The following is a 12,344-nucleotide window of genomic DNA, read 5'->3' on the forward strand; positions in this document are numbered from 1 at the left end:
AATGATTCCGGACACCCATTTAGGCGAGAATGCTTGCCATAGAGAGGTGTCTGATGACCAAGCAACGTCGTACCTTTACGCCCGAGTTCAAGCGCGAAGCTGCCAGCCTGGTGCTCGACCAAGGCTACAGCCACATCGAAGCAGCCTGTTCGCTCGGCTTGGTGGAGTCGGCCCTGCGTCGATGGGTCAATCAGCTCCAGCAAGAGCGAGGCGGTGTCACTCCGACCAGCAAGGCGCTGACGCCCGAGCAGCAAAAAATCCAGGAATTAGAAGCCCGAATCAATCGGCTGGAACGGGAAAAATCGATCCTAAAAAAGGCCACCGCGCTCTTGATGGCCGAGGAACACGAGCGTTCGCGTTAATCGATTAGCTCCGCTCTGAAGAGCCTGTTGATCTGTTGTGCTCGGTATTTGAAGTCACCCGATCTTGCTACTACGCGCACTGCCGAAAACGTCGAATTCCCGACGTTGAGCGGCTGGTTTTACGCAGCCGAGTGAACGAACTGTTCACCCAAAGCCGCAGCGCGGCGGGCAGCCGAAGCATCATGTTCATGATGCGGGAGGAAGGCATAGAAATTGGGCGCTTCAAGGTGCGTAAGCTGATGAGCGAAATGAAGCTAATCAGTAAGCAACCCGGTTCACATGCCTACAAAAAAGCGACGGTCGAGCGACCAGATATCCCGAACGTGCTGGATCGAGCGTTCACCGTATCGGCACCAAACGAAGTTTGGTGCGGTGACATCACTTATGTCTGGGCTCAAGGTTGCTGGCACTATTTGGCTGCCGTCATCGATCTATTCGCCCGCCGCGTGGTGGGCTGGGCATTTTCAGCGAAGCCCGATGCCGACCTGGTGATCAAGGCATTGGACATGGCCTATGAACAGCGTGGTCGGCCACAGAGCGTGCTGTTTCACAGCGACCAAGGCAGCCAATACGGCAGCCGAAGCTTCCGTCAGCGGCTGTGGCGTTATCGGTTCAAACAGAGCATGAGTCGACGGGGAAACTGCCACGACAACGCGCCGATGGAGCGGTTGTTTCGCAGTTTGAAAACAGAATGGGTGCCAACAGTGGGATACATGAGTGCTTCCCTGGCACAGCAGGATATTGGTCGGTTTTTGATGCAGCGCTACAACTGGCAACGGCCACACCAATTCAACGGCGGACTAGCGCCCGCCGTGGTTGAAGAAAAACTTAACGCAGTGTCCGGTATTAGTTGACCACTACAGTCACGGTGTACATCGACCAGAACGAACGTCGTGCCGGTGTTGGTCGCAGGTTTTACGCAGCGCTGTTGCCCATCTTGGCTCAGCAAGGCTTTCGCTCCGTCTATGCCGGCATCTCACTGCCGAATGCCGGGAGCGTGGAGCTACATGAAAGTCTAGGATTCAATCACGTTGGCACATTCCCCGAGGTTGGCTACACGCTTGGCAAATGGCATGAGGTTGGTTATTGGCTCTTCGAGCTGTCAGGGGACTCGAAGCCCCCAAGCAAACACGCCGATTTTCAGAGCTCGCCGAATGACGTTCGCGGCGGCCCAGATCGGTTTTCGCAATGCGCTTTATGTTGATAGTGGCCGTCGATGGATGTCTGCTTCTGGCCGTTCTGTTCCGGTCGCGAGAGGCAGAAAAACGACCCTAAGCTGACGGTGGCGACAAGCAAAAATCGGCCCCAAGCAGTCGATTAGCCCCAAGTGGCTCTCGTTCAAAACTAATCGCTCGAATGCTTTTAGGGAATTAGACTCTATTCAATCGATCTAGTATAGGATGATAGAAGCCGGTAGAGCAAAGAACTGACAGAAGTAGCTTCGCCATCCCAACCGGCTAACTTTCTGTTCCCGTGGTAAAAAACTTGAGCGGAGGGTTTAACCCTTCCGCTCAATAAACAATGCATGCAGTGCTTCCTTTTTTGTTTGTACGTTTCTGCAAGCTAACCACGTAATTGGTGTCATAAGTCGGACGGGAGTCTTAAGTTATGCCTCGCCTTGACTCACTATCGAGTTATTCGACAATTTCTTCGCGCACAAAACGAGCATTGTATTCAAAAACATACTCGCCAACAGGGAGGAGTTCGTTTTGGTTGTCAGATTTAATATGAATATTAAAGTCGTAGTTTGTCCCTGTTCCTGCCCTAATACTACAGTTTGGCAATTCGGTCGGTGCCGAAATCAATGCTACGCTTACTTCTGGGGGGCCATCCATTACAGGGTCAAAATGACCGCTGCTAGTGAAGTTTTTTACTGGCCTTCTAAGATGGACAATCAGCTCTCCGCTATGATGATCTTCTGAATAGGAAATTACATCCTGTGACAAGACTTCTACAGCATGTTCCTTTTCGGATCTCAAATTATCTACAGCTCTAATTTCCTCAACGGCATCAGTGTCAACAGTTTGCCCCTTACGTTGTGATGAAAACTCTAAGAATCTGTCTGTTTGATAGATGAGTACGCGCTGCCCCGTATACTCACTGGCCTCTCTTAACAATTCAATCCTAGGTCCCGTAGTTTTTCCGGAGAGCTTTTCCCACCAATCCTCTTTGCGTTCAGATGTAACAAGCAAGATTGGTTTTGAATTATTTTTGGAGTAGTCAAGAATTTGTCTCCAGAGGAAAAAATCACCGTAGGGCCTGTCGCCATCCTTACCATCATCCAAATAGCCGGGAGGGATTTTGTTGGTCTTTCTCTCCTCTGCTTCAGCGGTGATTTTTGCTAAATCTGCATCTGGGAATTTATCCCCGATCGCACCTTCAAAAAGAGCAGCGACCTTTTCGAGCACGTCGTCTTCGTTAAGGAAGTTCGGGTGGGTTCTTTTTGCTTCTTCAATTCTTTCTTGCGCGTTATGTATGCTGGGTGAAATCTCTTCCAACATTTTGTCTGCTACATCCGCAGGTATTATTCGATTACCTTTAAGCTGGCTGACTGTCGATTCGATTGAGTTGCGTAGTTTTTCGATTTCATCCTTGGCTTCTTTGAAAGTTTTGCTAGAGGAAACAATTACTTTATTCCTATTGCGAAAAAATTCCTCTGAAGCTTGCCTGGACAGCCACAGCTCACCCTCAAAATTCTGCATGCTTTCGAGCAAACTATTTCTTGTTCTCTCGTGGTATCTATACAGGTCGAGCAAAACATTTGCGTCAACTGTCAATATTCCATCTTTCCAGATCCGCTCAATCTCGTCAGCATCAGGCTTGAAATACCACTTAAATTCACTTTTCATTGTTTTCCTTAACATTGTTGGTAATGTTATTTATTTGCAATTCTTTCATGGGGTTTCTATTTGTAAAGGAGAAATCGGTCGGTCATTCCAAAATTCTCTGTCTGACTGGAGGCAGACATCTTCGCCAGTTTTAAGCCTTTTTAATAGACCTCTCTGCCGCTGAATGTGGCTTTGTGCCTTCAACAAGTTCGGCTGAGAGCTGGGTGCCTGAACGCCCGTTTTGTCAACCTCTGTCCCCCACCACAGGCAGCAATTGGCCGTTTTCTGCCGGTGGTGACCGGTTGAATCCACAACCCATTGTAGAGGTTCGCGACAGACCTCTTCTCGCCGATGGCTGTCACTCTGGAGCCATCATCACTGCAATCGTCAGCTTGATGAACTCTTCATTTTTGTCGATGGCTTCTAGTGCGCCACGTACGTTTTCGGCAACCTCAGCCGAGCCCCGCTGCTCGACCCAGTTTGAAAGCTCCAAGATGGCAGCTTCGAGGGCGAGTTGGTTTTCGTTGATTTTGAAGAGTAAGGACGGGAGTAGGTCTGAGTTCAACATTGTGTTTCCTCCGTGGAGAGGAAAGCGTAGCAGTGTGGTGTATCACCTGAGTGAGCAAATCGCCCCTGCGATTTCTTCCGCGCGCGTATTGGTTAAGAAAGTCCAAGTGTCTGGGTTTTCCATCCCTTTGGCCCTAATGTGGAGAGGCGTTAGATAGCGCGCGGCGAAACTCTTTGCAGCGGGCTCGTCAGATCGTTCAACGCGAAAGACAGATAGATAGAGCGCTGTTCATCCAATCCAACTGGAATCGTAGTTTCGCGACCGGTACGCGCGTGTAGTGCGACCTTCGCGGCTCTGAAGGCCGAAAACGACTGGTGGATATCGCTGAAGATTTACCGAAAACGTAACCCCGGCGTAACCCCGAATCAAAAACGAAAAAGGCCCGCATCGCTGCGAGCCTTATTCTATATGGTGCCGGCACCAGGAGTCGAACCCGGGACCTACTGATTACAAGTCAGTTGCTCTACCAACTGAGCTATACCGGCATAGGGGCGCTATTATAGCGATCGGTTTGGTTCTGTAAACTACTTCCGTTCAATCTGGCCGCAGGCTGCGTTTCACGTGGCCTGCAGCCCTTCTACTACCACCCGCGATGCAGGCTTTCGGCCGTCGGTTCGGCCTTGGCCGGGTCGAACAGCATCGGCTTCTGTTCATGGCAGCCACGCTTGCCGCATTTCACGTAGCGATGCGGCTGCGCCGGCAGGCCGTTGTCGCCCAGCACCTGCATCTGCGGCATGTCCCAGCCCGCAAGGCTGTCGCCGCGGCTGGCGTGCCCACCGGCACAGCCACCCAGCAGCAGGGCAAAGGCCACCAGGGCGATGGTGTTGAAGGTGTTCATGGTCATGTGTGTTTTCCCGATTGCATCATGCGGCCCGCAAGCCGTCAGTCCTTGTTCAATATCCGGTGAATCGTGCCGCCACAACCCTGGTAGCACTGGTCGTACTCGCGCCCGCAATCACTCGACAGGCCCGCGCTGTAGGGGTAGCTCGGGTAGTAGCAACTGCGCCGCGCATCCTTCTTGCTCTTGCCCTGCTGGCAGTACTGGTAACTGCGCATCTCGGACTGGTACAGGGCCTGGTTGGCGTTGTCCTGCATGCGTGCCAGTTGCCCGCAGTAGTTGCGCTGCTGCGAGCACGCGCTGATGCACTGCATGCCGTGCTGGCTCGGCGGTGGCGAATAGCGATAGGTGTAGCTCGGCCCACAGCCGCCCAGCAGGCCGGCGGCCAGCAGCAGCGCTGCGCGCCAGTGAAAGGTGATGCTCACGAGAGGGTGTTCCTTGTTCAGTCCTCGTTGAATTCCAGCAGGTCTCCCGGCTGGCACTTCAGCGCGCGACACAGCTTCTCCAGGGTCTCGATCTTGAAACCCTTGATCTTGCCGTTCTTCAGCAACGATAAGTTAGCTTCGGTAATGCCAATAATCTCGGCCAGGTCCTTGGAACGGATCTTGTTCCGGGCCATCACGACGTCGAGCCTGATGATTATCGGCATGGGGCTAGGCTAGACATAACAGTTGTGTTCATCGCTGATGGTCTTGGCGTCACGCATGAGGAGGGAGAAGGCACACAGCAATATGCCCTTCATGATCTCGTAAACCGCCGCGGATGATACACCGATCCCCACGCTGAAGCTCCTTTCGCCTGGCGGCAGGTCGATGCAGAAGGCCAGGCCCTGCAAGGTGGCGATCACCGGCCACAGCAACGGCAGGCCGATGCACAGCAGGCCCACCCACCACAGCAGCTTGATGTTGGAGGCCGTCCACGTCTGGCCGCGTGACAGGCGGATGAAGAACAGGCCGGTGAGGTACAGGGCCAGTACCGACAGGCTGGCCGGGATCATGTCCAGGGTGATGACCAGTGCCTGGGCCAGGGCACTGGGCTGGAAGCCCGGCGCCACCAGCAGGGGCATCTGGTCGGCGAAGCTTTGCAGGTAGGCGGCCAGCACGTCGTGCCGGTCGAAAAGCCAGAACCAGGCATTGCAGCCAAATTCGGCCAGCGCCGTACCCCACGCCAGCAACGCCGCAAAGGCACCGATTGCACGCAGACGCGAGCGTGCGTAGGCCACTGTTTTGCTGTTCATGGTTTTTCCTTGGTCTGGTTTGAACGGGGCGGATTATTGAGCAAAAATTATTGCAGTACAATAATTAATTGATGTGATATGAGGTGGTGTGGCGATTTGACTCGCAGGGGGGGCGGGGTCAGCGTTGCGGCCTTCGCGGGTCAGGCCCGCTCCCACAGGGGTCGCCGCCAACCTTGTGGGAGCGGGCTTGACCCGCGATTGGGCCTTACAGGCTACGCCGGATTTGGTAATTATAATTTACGCGCCTTGCAGCCACCTTTCAGGGGCTTTCACCAAATAACGAATGATCCGCAGCAAAATTCATTAGGCATTCTCTATCGATTTGACTTATACAATGCCCTCAGCTAATTTGTTGTGCATTATGTTGAACACTCAAGCGTTGCCGCTCCTCACCTCCCGCCTGGTTTCCCGTGAACGTCACTGGACCGGCGACCTCTAGCGCCACCCTCCCAAACCCCGGCTTTTTCGCTGACGCCCCCGTCAGCCCCTCGCGTTTTTCGTAATGCCCATGGGAGGGCACCATGCGTTCCTGGATCTATCTGTTCATCGCCATCGTGGCCGAAGTGATCGGCACCACGTCGATGAAATTCGCCGCCGATCATTCGCCGATTCTCGGTCACGCCCTCATGTACGCCATGATCGGCCTGTCCTACGGCTTCCTCGCGCTCGCCGTGAAGCGCGTGCCGCTGGGTGTGGCCTACGCCCTGTGGGAAGGCATCGGCATCGTGCTGATCACCGTGGTCAGCGTCACCTGGCTGGGTGAAAGCATCGGCCTGCTCAAGGCCCTGGGCCTGGGCGTGATGATCGCGGGTATCCTGCTGATCAAGTCCGGTACCCGCAGCGCCCGCCGTGAAACCACCGGGGAGGCCCTGCCATGCTGAGCCTGCAAGTGATCCCCTTTGCCTGGCTGGCACTGGCCATCGTGCTCGAGGTGCTCGCCAACCTGCTGCTCAAGTACTCCGATGGCCTGCGCAAGCGCTGGGTCGCGGCGGCGTCGATCGTCTGCGTGCTGGCTGCCTTCACGGCGCTGGCCCAGGCGGTCAAGGACATCCCTCTGTCGATGGCCTACGCCATCTGGGGCGGCTTCGGCATTCTTGCCACCGTGGCCATGGGCTGGGCCCTGTTCGGCCAGCGCCTGGCCGGCCGCGGCTGGCTTGGCCTGCTGCTTCTGCTGGGCGGCATGGGCCTGCTGAAACTGGCCTGATCGCAGCCCTTAGAGCCATTCGCGAAAATGCTTATGCACAAGCTGCATGCCAACTCGGCGCGTAGTGCATCGCCAGTGGCCAGCCCGTTCGTCTTTGCGCAAATGGCTGTTTTTGCTCAGGTTTAGAAGGTGAACAAAAAATGACCAGCTGTCGCCAGCCCTTGTCGGGCGGCTTTTTCAGCGATTCATCAAAATGTTGCGCACAGACTTATCCACAGGTTTGCACGTCAACCGCGCTCTGCCAAAAGCATCAGATTCCGAGGCGTGAGAGGGTAGGGGCAGAAGCTGCCAAGGCGCACCTCGAAGCCCTGTTCGCCCAGGTACAGTGCGCGATCCAACACCAGCCATAGCTCCAGCGGGCGGCGGAACAGGTTGCGCACCTGTTCAAGGTTGCGCACCCGGGCCAGTCGCGCCCAGCCAGCCTGTTCCAGTGCCGCCCAGTCGGGCGCACCCGTCACATGCAGCCCCTTGAGTTCGGCCAGGTCCTGGCAGTACTGGGCGAAGGGCTTGTGCAGCCAGTGGCTGGGCAGCGAAGGGGTGGGCAGGTAACTGTCGCAGCCGCGTACCTCGCGCTGCAGCAGGTCGAAGCCCAGGCGCCGCGCCATCGATGCGTCACGCTGGCGGCGCACGCGGTTGCCGGCGGTGACGGTTTCGCTCAGCGGCAGGCCCAGGTCGTCGACCGACAGGCTCAACGTCGAAGCTTGAGCGGCTGTGGATAACGGTTGGTAGTGCGCTGCGCTGATACGGTTGTAGCAGCACGGCGCAATCGCCAGCTGACGGCAGCCGCCAGCGCTGGCCAGTTGCATCAGGCGCACGTGCAGGTCGCCGCAGGCATGCAGCGCAACGGCGGTGTGCTGGCTGCCCAGCTGGGTGGCGGCATCGGCGGCCATCACGTCCTGCAGGCGATGCTCCGCAGGCAAGCGGTGGTGCTGGCTGAGCTGTTCGCCGGCCAACACCAGCGCGGGGTCGTGTTCCAGGCAGGTCAGTTGCTGCGCCGGGCCCAGCAGGCGCCGGCCCAGGTGCCCCTTGCCCGCACACCAGTCCAGCCAGTGCGTGGGCTGGCGGGCAAAATCAAGGCGCCCGGCAAAGGCCTCGATCTGCTGCCATTTGCGCCCTGGCACGTCCACGTTCAGGCGCGGGTTGGCAGGGGCCAGCTCGATTGTGGATAACTCGCCCACCGCCGACAGCGCCTGGCACTGTGCGGCCAGCTGTGGATAAGGCGCGGGGGCATGTTCAGGCGGGGTGTCGGCCTCGCTCAGCGGCCGCTGGCGCAGCCAGTGACTCAGGGCGGGGTGCTCGCGCTCCCACGGCAGGTGCAGCTGGGTAAACGGCCGCGGCCGCCACAGGCCCTGGTGCTCCAGCAAAAAGCTGTCCAGGGCCTGGAAGCGGCTATGCAGTGGCTCGCCCTGCAGTACCTCAGCGGCCCTGGCAGGCATCGACCCGCAACCAGCGCTCGAGCACCTTGAAGCCCTGCACCAGCAGGAACGAGATCAGCAGGTAGAACAGGCCGGCGGCAAAGAAGATCTCCACCGGCAGGTAGGTACGCGCGATGATCGTGCGTGCCATGCCGGTCAGTTCCAGCAGGGTCACGGTGCTGGCCAGGGCGCTGGCCTTGAGCATCAGGATCACTTCGTTGCTGTAGGCCGGCAGGCCGATGCGCGCCGCGCGCGGCAGCATGATGTAGAACAGCGCCTTGGCCCGGGACATGCCCAGCGCCCGCGCCGCCTCGATCTCCCCGCGCGGGATGGCCTGCAGCGCGCCCCGCAGGATCTCGGCGATGTAGGCGGCGGTGTGCAGGGTCATGGTCAGCACGGTGCACCAGAACGGATCGCGCAGGTACGGCCACAGGGCGCTGTTGCGCACGATCTCGAACTGCGCCATGCCGTAGTACACCAGAAACAGCTGCACCAGCAGCGGCGTGCCACGGAAGAAGAAGATGTAGCCATACGGCAGCGCGCGCACGTACCAGTGGCGCGAGGAGCGGGCGATGCCCAGCGGGATGGCCAGGATCAGCCCGGCGATGACCGCGATGGCCACCAGCTCCAGGGTCAGGGTCGCGCCCTGGGCCAGGCGTGGCAGCCACTTGATGATCACTTCCCAGTTCATTGGTTGGCCCTCGCGAAGCCGCGTGCGGCGCGTTTTTCCAGGAAGTGCATGCCGATCATCGCAAGGATGGTCAGGCCCAGGTAGATGATTGCCGCCACCATGTAGAAGGTGAACGGCTGCTTGGTGACGGTCACGGCCACCTGCGAGTGGCGCATGATCTCTTCAAGGCCGATCACCGACACCAGCGCGGTGTCCTTCATCAGGATCATGAACAGGTTGCCCAGGCCGGGCAGGGCGATGCGCCACATCTGCGGCAGGATCAGCCGCGAGAAGATCCGCGCCTTGGACAGGCCCAGGGCCAGGCCCGCTTCGCGGTGGCCCTTGGGGATGGCCAGGATTGCGCCACGGAACACTTCGGTGGCATAGGCACCGAAGCACAGGCCCAGAGCGATCACGCCGGCAGCAAAGGCGCTCAGCTCAAGGCCGGGAATATTCAGGAGGTCGCCCAGCTTGCTCATCAGGCTGACGGTGCCGAAGTAGATCAGCAACACCCACAGCAGCTCGGGCACGCCGCGCACCAGGGTCGAGTAGAAACCGCCAAGCCACTGCAGCGGCTTGTACGGCGAGGTCTTGGCCAGGGCGCCGAGCAACCCCAGCACCAGCCCCAGGCACAGGGCCGACAGCGCCAGTTGCACGGTCATCAGGGTGCCAGCCGCCAGGGCCGGACCGAATCCGTAGAGATCAATATTCATGGGCAGGCTTGTTCAGGGACGGGCACCGCCGCAGGGGCGGTGCCGGTCGGGCGAATCAATAGATGCTGAAAGGGAAGTACTTGTCGTTGATCTTCTTGTAGGTGCCGTCGGCAACGATTTCCTTGAGGGCGGCGTTCAGCCTGTCGCGCAGCTGGGTGTCACCCTTGCGCACGGCAATGCCGACCTTGTCGCTCTCGTTGACCGGGTCGCCCTTGAACTCGTAGTTCTTGCCGGCATCGGACTTGAGCCAGTCGTAGTTGGCGTACTTGTCGGCCAGGATGGCGTCCAGGCGGCCGGAGGTCAGGTCCAGGTAGGCGTTTTCCTGGCCGTCGTACAGGTTGACCTTGAAGTCGCCGTCCATGCCGCCGTTGTCGTCCAGCCAGGTCGCGGCCTGGGTGGCGCGCTGGGTGCCGATGGTCTTGCCCTTGAGCGAGGCGCGGTCGGTCTTGAAGTCGACGTTTTTCGGGGCGATGAACTGCTGCTTGTTGGAGTAGTACGGGTCGGTGAAGTCAACGGCCTGCTTGCGCTCGTCGGTGATCGACAGCGACGAGATCAGGAAGTCGAATTTCTTGGCGTTCAGAGCCGGGATGATGCCGTCCCAGTCGGAGGTGACCACTTCGCATTCGACCTTCATCTTGGCGCACAGGGCGTCGCCGATGTCCTTGTCGAAGCCTACGACCTGGCCGCTGGCATCCTTGTTGTTGAAGGGCGGGTAGGCCGCTTCGATGCCCATTTTCAGCTTTTCGGCGGCCATGGCGTTGGCCGAGAACACCAGAGTGGCGGCAGCGGCCAGGAGGAATTTCTTGTAGTTCTGCATGCGTGTTGCTCCGTTAGCGGTTGCTGGACATGAATTGTTTACAACGCGCCGAGTTCGGGTTTTCGAAAACCTGCTGCGGCGATCCTTGCTCTTCCACCAGGCCCTGGTGCAGGAAGATGACTTCACTGGACACCTGCCGGGCGAAGCTCATTTCATGGGTAACCAGTAGCATGGTACGGCCTTCTTCGGCCAGCGCGCGGATCACGTTGAGCACTTCCTGGACCATTTCCGGGTCCAGCGCCGAGGTGGGCTCGTCGAACAGAATGACCTTGGGCTTCATCGCCAGGGTGCGCGCAATGGCGGCACGCTGCTGCTGGCCGCCGGAGAGTTCGGCCGGGTAGCTGTGGCGCTTGTTGTGGATGCCGACCTTGTCCAGCAGCGCCTCGGCGTGCTCGATGGCATCGGCCTTGCTCTGGCCGAGCACGCGGCGCGGCGCCTCGATGATGTTGTCGAGCACGCTCATGTGCGGCCACAGGTTGAAGTTCTGGAACACGAAGCCGATCTCGCTGCGCAGGCGGTTGATCTGCCTGTTGTCGGCGGCGATCAGTTCGCCGTTCTTGCCGGCCTTGAGCCTGAGCTCTTCACCGGCGACCAGGATCTGGCCTTCGTGGGGGTTTTCCAGCAGGTTGATGCAGCGCAGCAAGGTGGACTTGCCGGAACCGGACGACCCCAGGATCGAAATCACGTCGCCGTCGCGGGCGGTCAGCGAAATGCCCTTGAGAATCTCCTGCGCGCCGTAGCGCTTGTGCAGGTTGCGGATTTCCAGCGCGGGCGTGGCCTGGGCCATGTGCGGTCCTCTTGAGTTCTGGTGCGTGCCTGCTGTTGTCGGCCTTCCTGGCGAGGCGCAACGCTAGCATAGCGCTCGAACGACAGCCAACAACGGCGGGCGGGGCGAAGGGCCTGTGGGCAGGTGGGTGTCGCATCGATGCAGCGGACTGTCGCGCGGATGACCGCGCGCCCCATTTCCACGGGCCGTAGCCGTGATGAAAAAAGGCGCGATGGTGCCAGTTTTGGCCGATGCTGGAAAGCCGTTTTTGACCGGTTGCACAGCATCCGGGGGTTTTGCCGGCCCTGGGCTGCGGCGCAGCCCGGGTCGTTGCTCAACCGAATTTCTTCTGCTTGGAGACGATCTCCGAGGCCTGCACATAGGCGTCCTGGAACTCGTCGCTCTCCAGCCACTGCATCGCTTGGGCCTCTTCGGTGCCGTCCAGCCAGTGGCGGTAGGCGCAGAACACCTTGCAGATGTAGTCGGTGGAGTGTTCTTCCTTGTGCCCCTTGAGCACCAGGGCCAGCAGCGGGTCGACCAGGAACACGGCAATCATCGAGGCCAGGCCGGTGTCCTGGGCCTGTTTCATCTTTTCGAACAGTGCGGTGTAGCTGCCCGATTCCATGGCCTTGGTGAACACCTGCTCGACGCTGGCGCTGGCGCTCTCGCCGCTGCTCTTGACCGCCTGGCCGCTGCGTACCATGCGGTTCTCGCGGGCCTTGCTGGCAGCGCGCTTGGCGCGTTTTTGCTGTTTGCTGCTGGAAGCCATTGCGGGTAATCCTTGAAAGAAGGTGATGCGTGGCGCTATTGAACCCCACTCCACGAGGAAACCCAAGCCGTCGACACCGGCCGCTGTGGCCAGCGGGCCAACCGATGCGCACGAAAAAGCCCCTGGGTCTCGCGACCCAGGGGCTTGGCAGTTACCG

At 58.8% G+C, this 12,344-nt stretch carries 15 protein-coding genes, 1 tRNA gene and 1 pseudogene; 4 read left to right on the forward strand and 13 right to left on the reverse strand.

All coding sequences use genetic code 11. The features are described from left to right. Positions 1-53 precede the first annotated feature (53 nt). Both FW760_RS14045 and FW760_RS14050 read left to right on the forward strand, forming a co-directional pair. Positions 54-1,216: pseudogene (locus FW760_RS14045) on the forward strand (IS3 family transposase). A gap of 14 nt (positions 1,217-1,230) precedes the next feature. Continuing rightward, complete coding sequence (locus FW760_RS14050; RefSeq protein WP_446443848.1) at positions 1,231-1,566, forward strand: N-acetyltransferase family protein; 336 nt, start codon at positions 1,231-1,233, stop codon at positions 1,564-1,566. Positions 1,567-1,996: 430 nt separating this feature from the next. Here the strand turns inward: FW760_RS14050 and FW760_RS14055 are convergent, their stop codons facing one another. The 7 genes from FW760_RS14055 to FW760_RS14085 form a co-directional block, all read right to left on the reverse strand. Further along, the gene (locus FW760_RS14055; protein WP_147303850.1) at positions 1,997-3,211 is read right to left on the reverse strand and encodes a PIN-like domain-containing protein; all 1,215 of its coding nucleotides are present in this window, start codon (positions 3,209-3,211) and stop codon (positions 1,997-1,999) included. A gap of 337 nt (positions 3,212-3,548) precedes the next feature. Then, complete coding sequence (locus FW760_RS14060; protein WP_116052502.1) at positions 3,549-3,758, reverse strand: hypothetical protein; 210 nt, start codon at positions 3,756-3,758, stop codon at positions 3,549-3,551. 409 nt (positions 3,759-4,167) lie between these two features. Continuing rightward, positions 4,168-4,243 (reverse strand) — tRNA-Thr (locus FW760_RS14065). Between the two features lie 95 nt (positions 4,244-4,338). Next, complete coding sequence (locus FW760_RS14070; RefSeq protein ID WP_054915796.1) at positions 4,339-4,602, reverse strand: hypothetical protein; 264 nt, start codon at positions 4,600-4,602, stop codon at positions 4,339-4,341. Positions 4,603-4,640: 38 nt separating this feature from the next. Continuing rightward, a complete protein-coding gene (locus tag FW760_RS14075; protein WP_043862226.1) occupies positions 4,641-5,021 on the reverse strand; it encodes a hypothetical protein in 381 nt (126 codons plus the stop codon). Positions 5,022-5,038: 17 nt separating this feature from the next. Next, entirely contained in the window at positions 5,039-5,245 is a 207-nt protein-coding gene (locus FW760_RS14080) for a helix-turn-helix domain-containing protein (RefSeq protein ID WP_116052503.1), read from the reverse strand. Positions 5,246-5,254: 9 nt separating this feature from the next. After that, positions 5,255-5,833: a hypothetical protein gene (locus FW760_RS14085; RefSeq protein WP_054915794.1), complete on the reverse strand. Its 579-nt coding sequence runs from the start codon at positions 5,831-5,833 to the stop codon at positions 5,255-5,257. 521 nt (positions 5,834-6,354) lie between these two features. Here FW760_RS14085 and FW760_RS14090 point away from each other — a divergent pair. Together FW760_RS14090 and mdtI are read left to right on the forward strand one after the other, a co-directional pair. After that, positions 6,355-6,714 (forward strand): multidrug/spermidine efflux SMR transporter subunit MdtJ, encoded by a 360-nt coding sequence (locus FW760_RS14090; RefSeq protein WP_043862223.1) that lies wholly within the window; start codon positions 6,355-6,357, stop codon positions 6,712-6,714. Next, positions 6,708-7,037, forward strand: coding sequence for a multidrug/spermidine efflux SMR transporter subunit MdtI (gene mdtI / locus FW760_RS14095; RefSeq protein WP_043862222.1), 330 nt, complete (start codon positions 6,708-6,710; stop codon positions 7,035-7,037). Before FW760_RS14090 ends, mdtI begins: the two co-directional genes overlap by 7 nt. A 227-nt stretch (positions 7,038-7,264) precedes the next feature. On the opposite strand, the gene FW760_RS14100 is transcribed toward mdtI, so the two are convergent. From FW760_RS14100 to FW760_RS14125, 6 genes are all read right to left on the reverse strand, one after another. Next, entirely contained in the window at positions 7,265-8,473 is a 1,209-nt protein-coding gene (locus FW760_RS14100; RefSeq protein WP_446443834.1) for a methyltransferase, read from the reverse strand. Then, positions 8,454-9,143, reverse strand: coding sequence for an ABC transporter permease (locus FW760_RS14105; protein ID WP_043862220.1), 690 nt, complete (start codon positions 9,141-9,143; stop codon positions 8,454-8,456). Before FW760_RS14105 ends, FW760_RS14100 begins: the two co-directional genes overlap by 20 nt. Next, the gene (locus FW760_RS14110; RefSeq protein ID WP_043862219.1) at positions 9,140-9,835 is read right to left on the reverse strand and encodes an ABC transporter permease; all 696 of its coding nucleotides are present in this window, start codon (positions 9,833-9,835) and stop codon (positions 9,140-9,142) included. The genes FW760_RS14105 and FW760_RS14110 overlap by 4 nt, the downstream gene beginning before the upstream one ends. Positions 9,836-9,890: 55 nt before the next feature. Beyond that, the gene (locus FW760_RS14115; RefSeq protein ID WP_043862218.1) at positions 9,891-10,652 is read right to left on the reverse strand and encodes an ABC transporter substrate-binding protein; all 762 of its coding nucleotides are present in this window, start codon (positions 10,650-10,652) and stop codon (positions 9,891-9,893) included. 13 nt (positions 10,653-10,665) lie between these two features. Beyond that, entirely contained in the window at positions 10,666-11,439 is a 774-nt protein-coding gene (locus FW760_RS14120) for an ABC transporter ATP-binding protein (protein WP_116052505.1), read from the reverse strand. Positions 11,440-11,752: 313 nt separating this feature from the next. Beyond that, positions 11,753-12,187 (reverse strand): hypothetical protein, encoded by a 435-nt coding sequence (locus FW760_RS14125; RefSeq protein ID WP_043862216.1) that lies wholly within the window; start codon positions 12,185-12,187, stop codon positions 11,753-11,755. Positions 12,188-12,344 lie beyond the last annotated feature (157 nt).

The organism is Pseudomonas sp. 1176_21, assembly GCF_052850635.1.

What these genes read in the sequence shown, in the direction of transcription:
- mdtI (WP_043862222.1), top strand. Translation starts at nt 6,708, where the DNA reads ATGCTGAGCCTGCAAGTGATCCCCTTTGCCTGGCTGGCACTGGCCATC.
- FW760_RS14115 (WP_043862218.1), bottom strand. Translation starts at nt 10,652, where the DNA reads ATGCAGAACTACAAGAAATTCCTCCTGGCCGCTGCCGCCACTCTGGTG.
- FW760_RS14110 (WP_043862219.1), bottom strand. Translation starts at nt 9,835, where the DNA reads ATGAATATTGATCTCTACGGATTCGGTCCGGCCCTGGCGGCTGGCACC.
- FW760_RS14125 (WP_043862216.1), bottom strand. Translation starts at nt 12,187, where the DNA reads ATGGCTTCCAGCAGCAAACAGCAAAAACGCGCCAAGCGCGCTGCCAGC.
- FW760_RS14120 (WP_116052505.1), bottom strand. Translation starts at nt 11,439, where the DNA reads ATGGCCCAGGCCACGCCCGCGCTGGAAATCCGCAACCTGCACAAGCGC.
- FW760_RS14070 (WP_054915796.1), bottom strand. Translation starts at nt 4,602, where the DNA reads ATGACCATGAACACCTTCAACACCATCGCCCTGGTGGCCTTTGCCCTG.
- FW760_RS14100 (WP_446443834.1), bottom strand. Translation starts at nt 8,473, where the DNA reads ATGCCTGCCAGGGCCGCTGAGGTACTGCAGGGCGAGCCACTGCATAGC.
- FW760_RS14055 (WP_147303850.1), bottom strand. Translation starts at nt 3,211, where the DNA reads ATGAAAAGTGAATTTAAGTGGTATTTCAAGCCTGATGCTGACGAGATT.
- FW760_RS14085 (WP_054915794.1), bottom strand. Translation starts at nt 5,833, where the DNA reads ATGAACAGCAAAACAGTGGCCTACGCACGCTCGCGTCTGCGTGCAATC.
- FW760_RS14105 (WP_043862220.1), bottom strand. Translation starts at nt 9,143, where the DNA reads ATGAACTGGGAAGTGATCATCAAGTGGCTGCCACGCCTGGCCCAGGGC.
- FW760_RS14090 (WP_043862223.1), top strand. Translation starts at nt 6,355, where the DNA reads ATGCGTTCCTGGATCTATCTGTTCATCGCCATCGTGGCCGAAGTGATC.
- FW760_RS14060 (WP_116052502.1), bottom strand. Translation starts at nt 3,758, where the DNA reads ATGTTGAACTCAGACCTACTCCCGTCCTTACTCTTCAAAATCAACGAA.
- FW760_RS14080 (WP_116052503.1), bottom strand. Translation starts at nt 5,245, where the DNA reads ATGCCGATAATCATCAGGCTCGACGTCGTGATGGCCCGGAACAAGATC.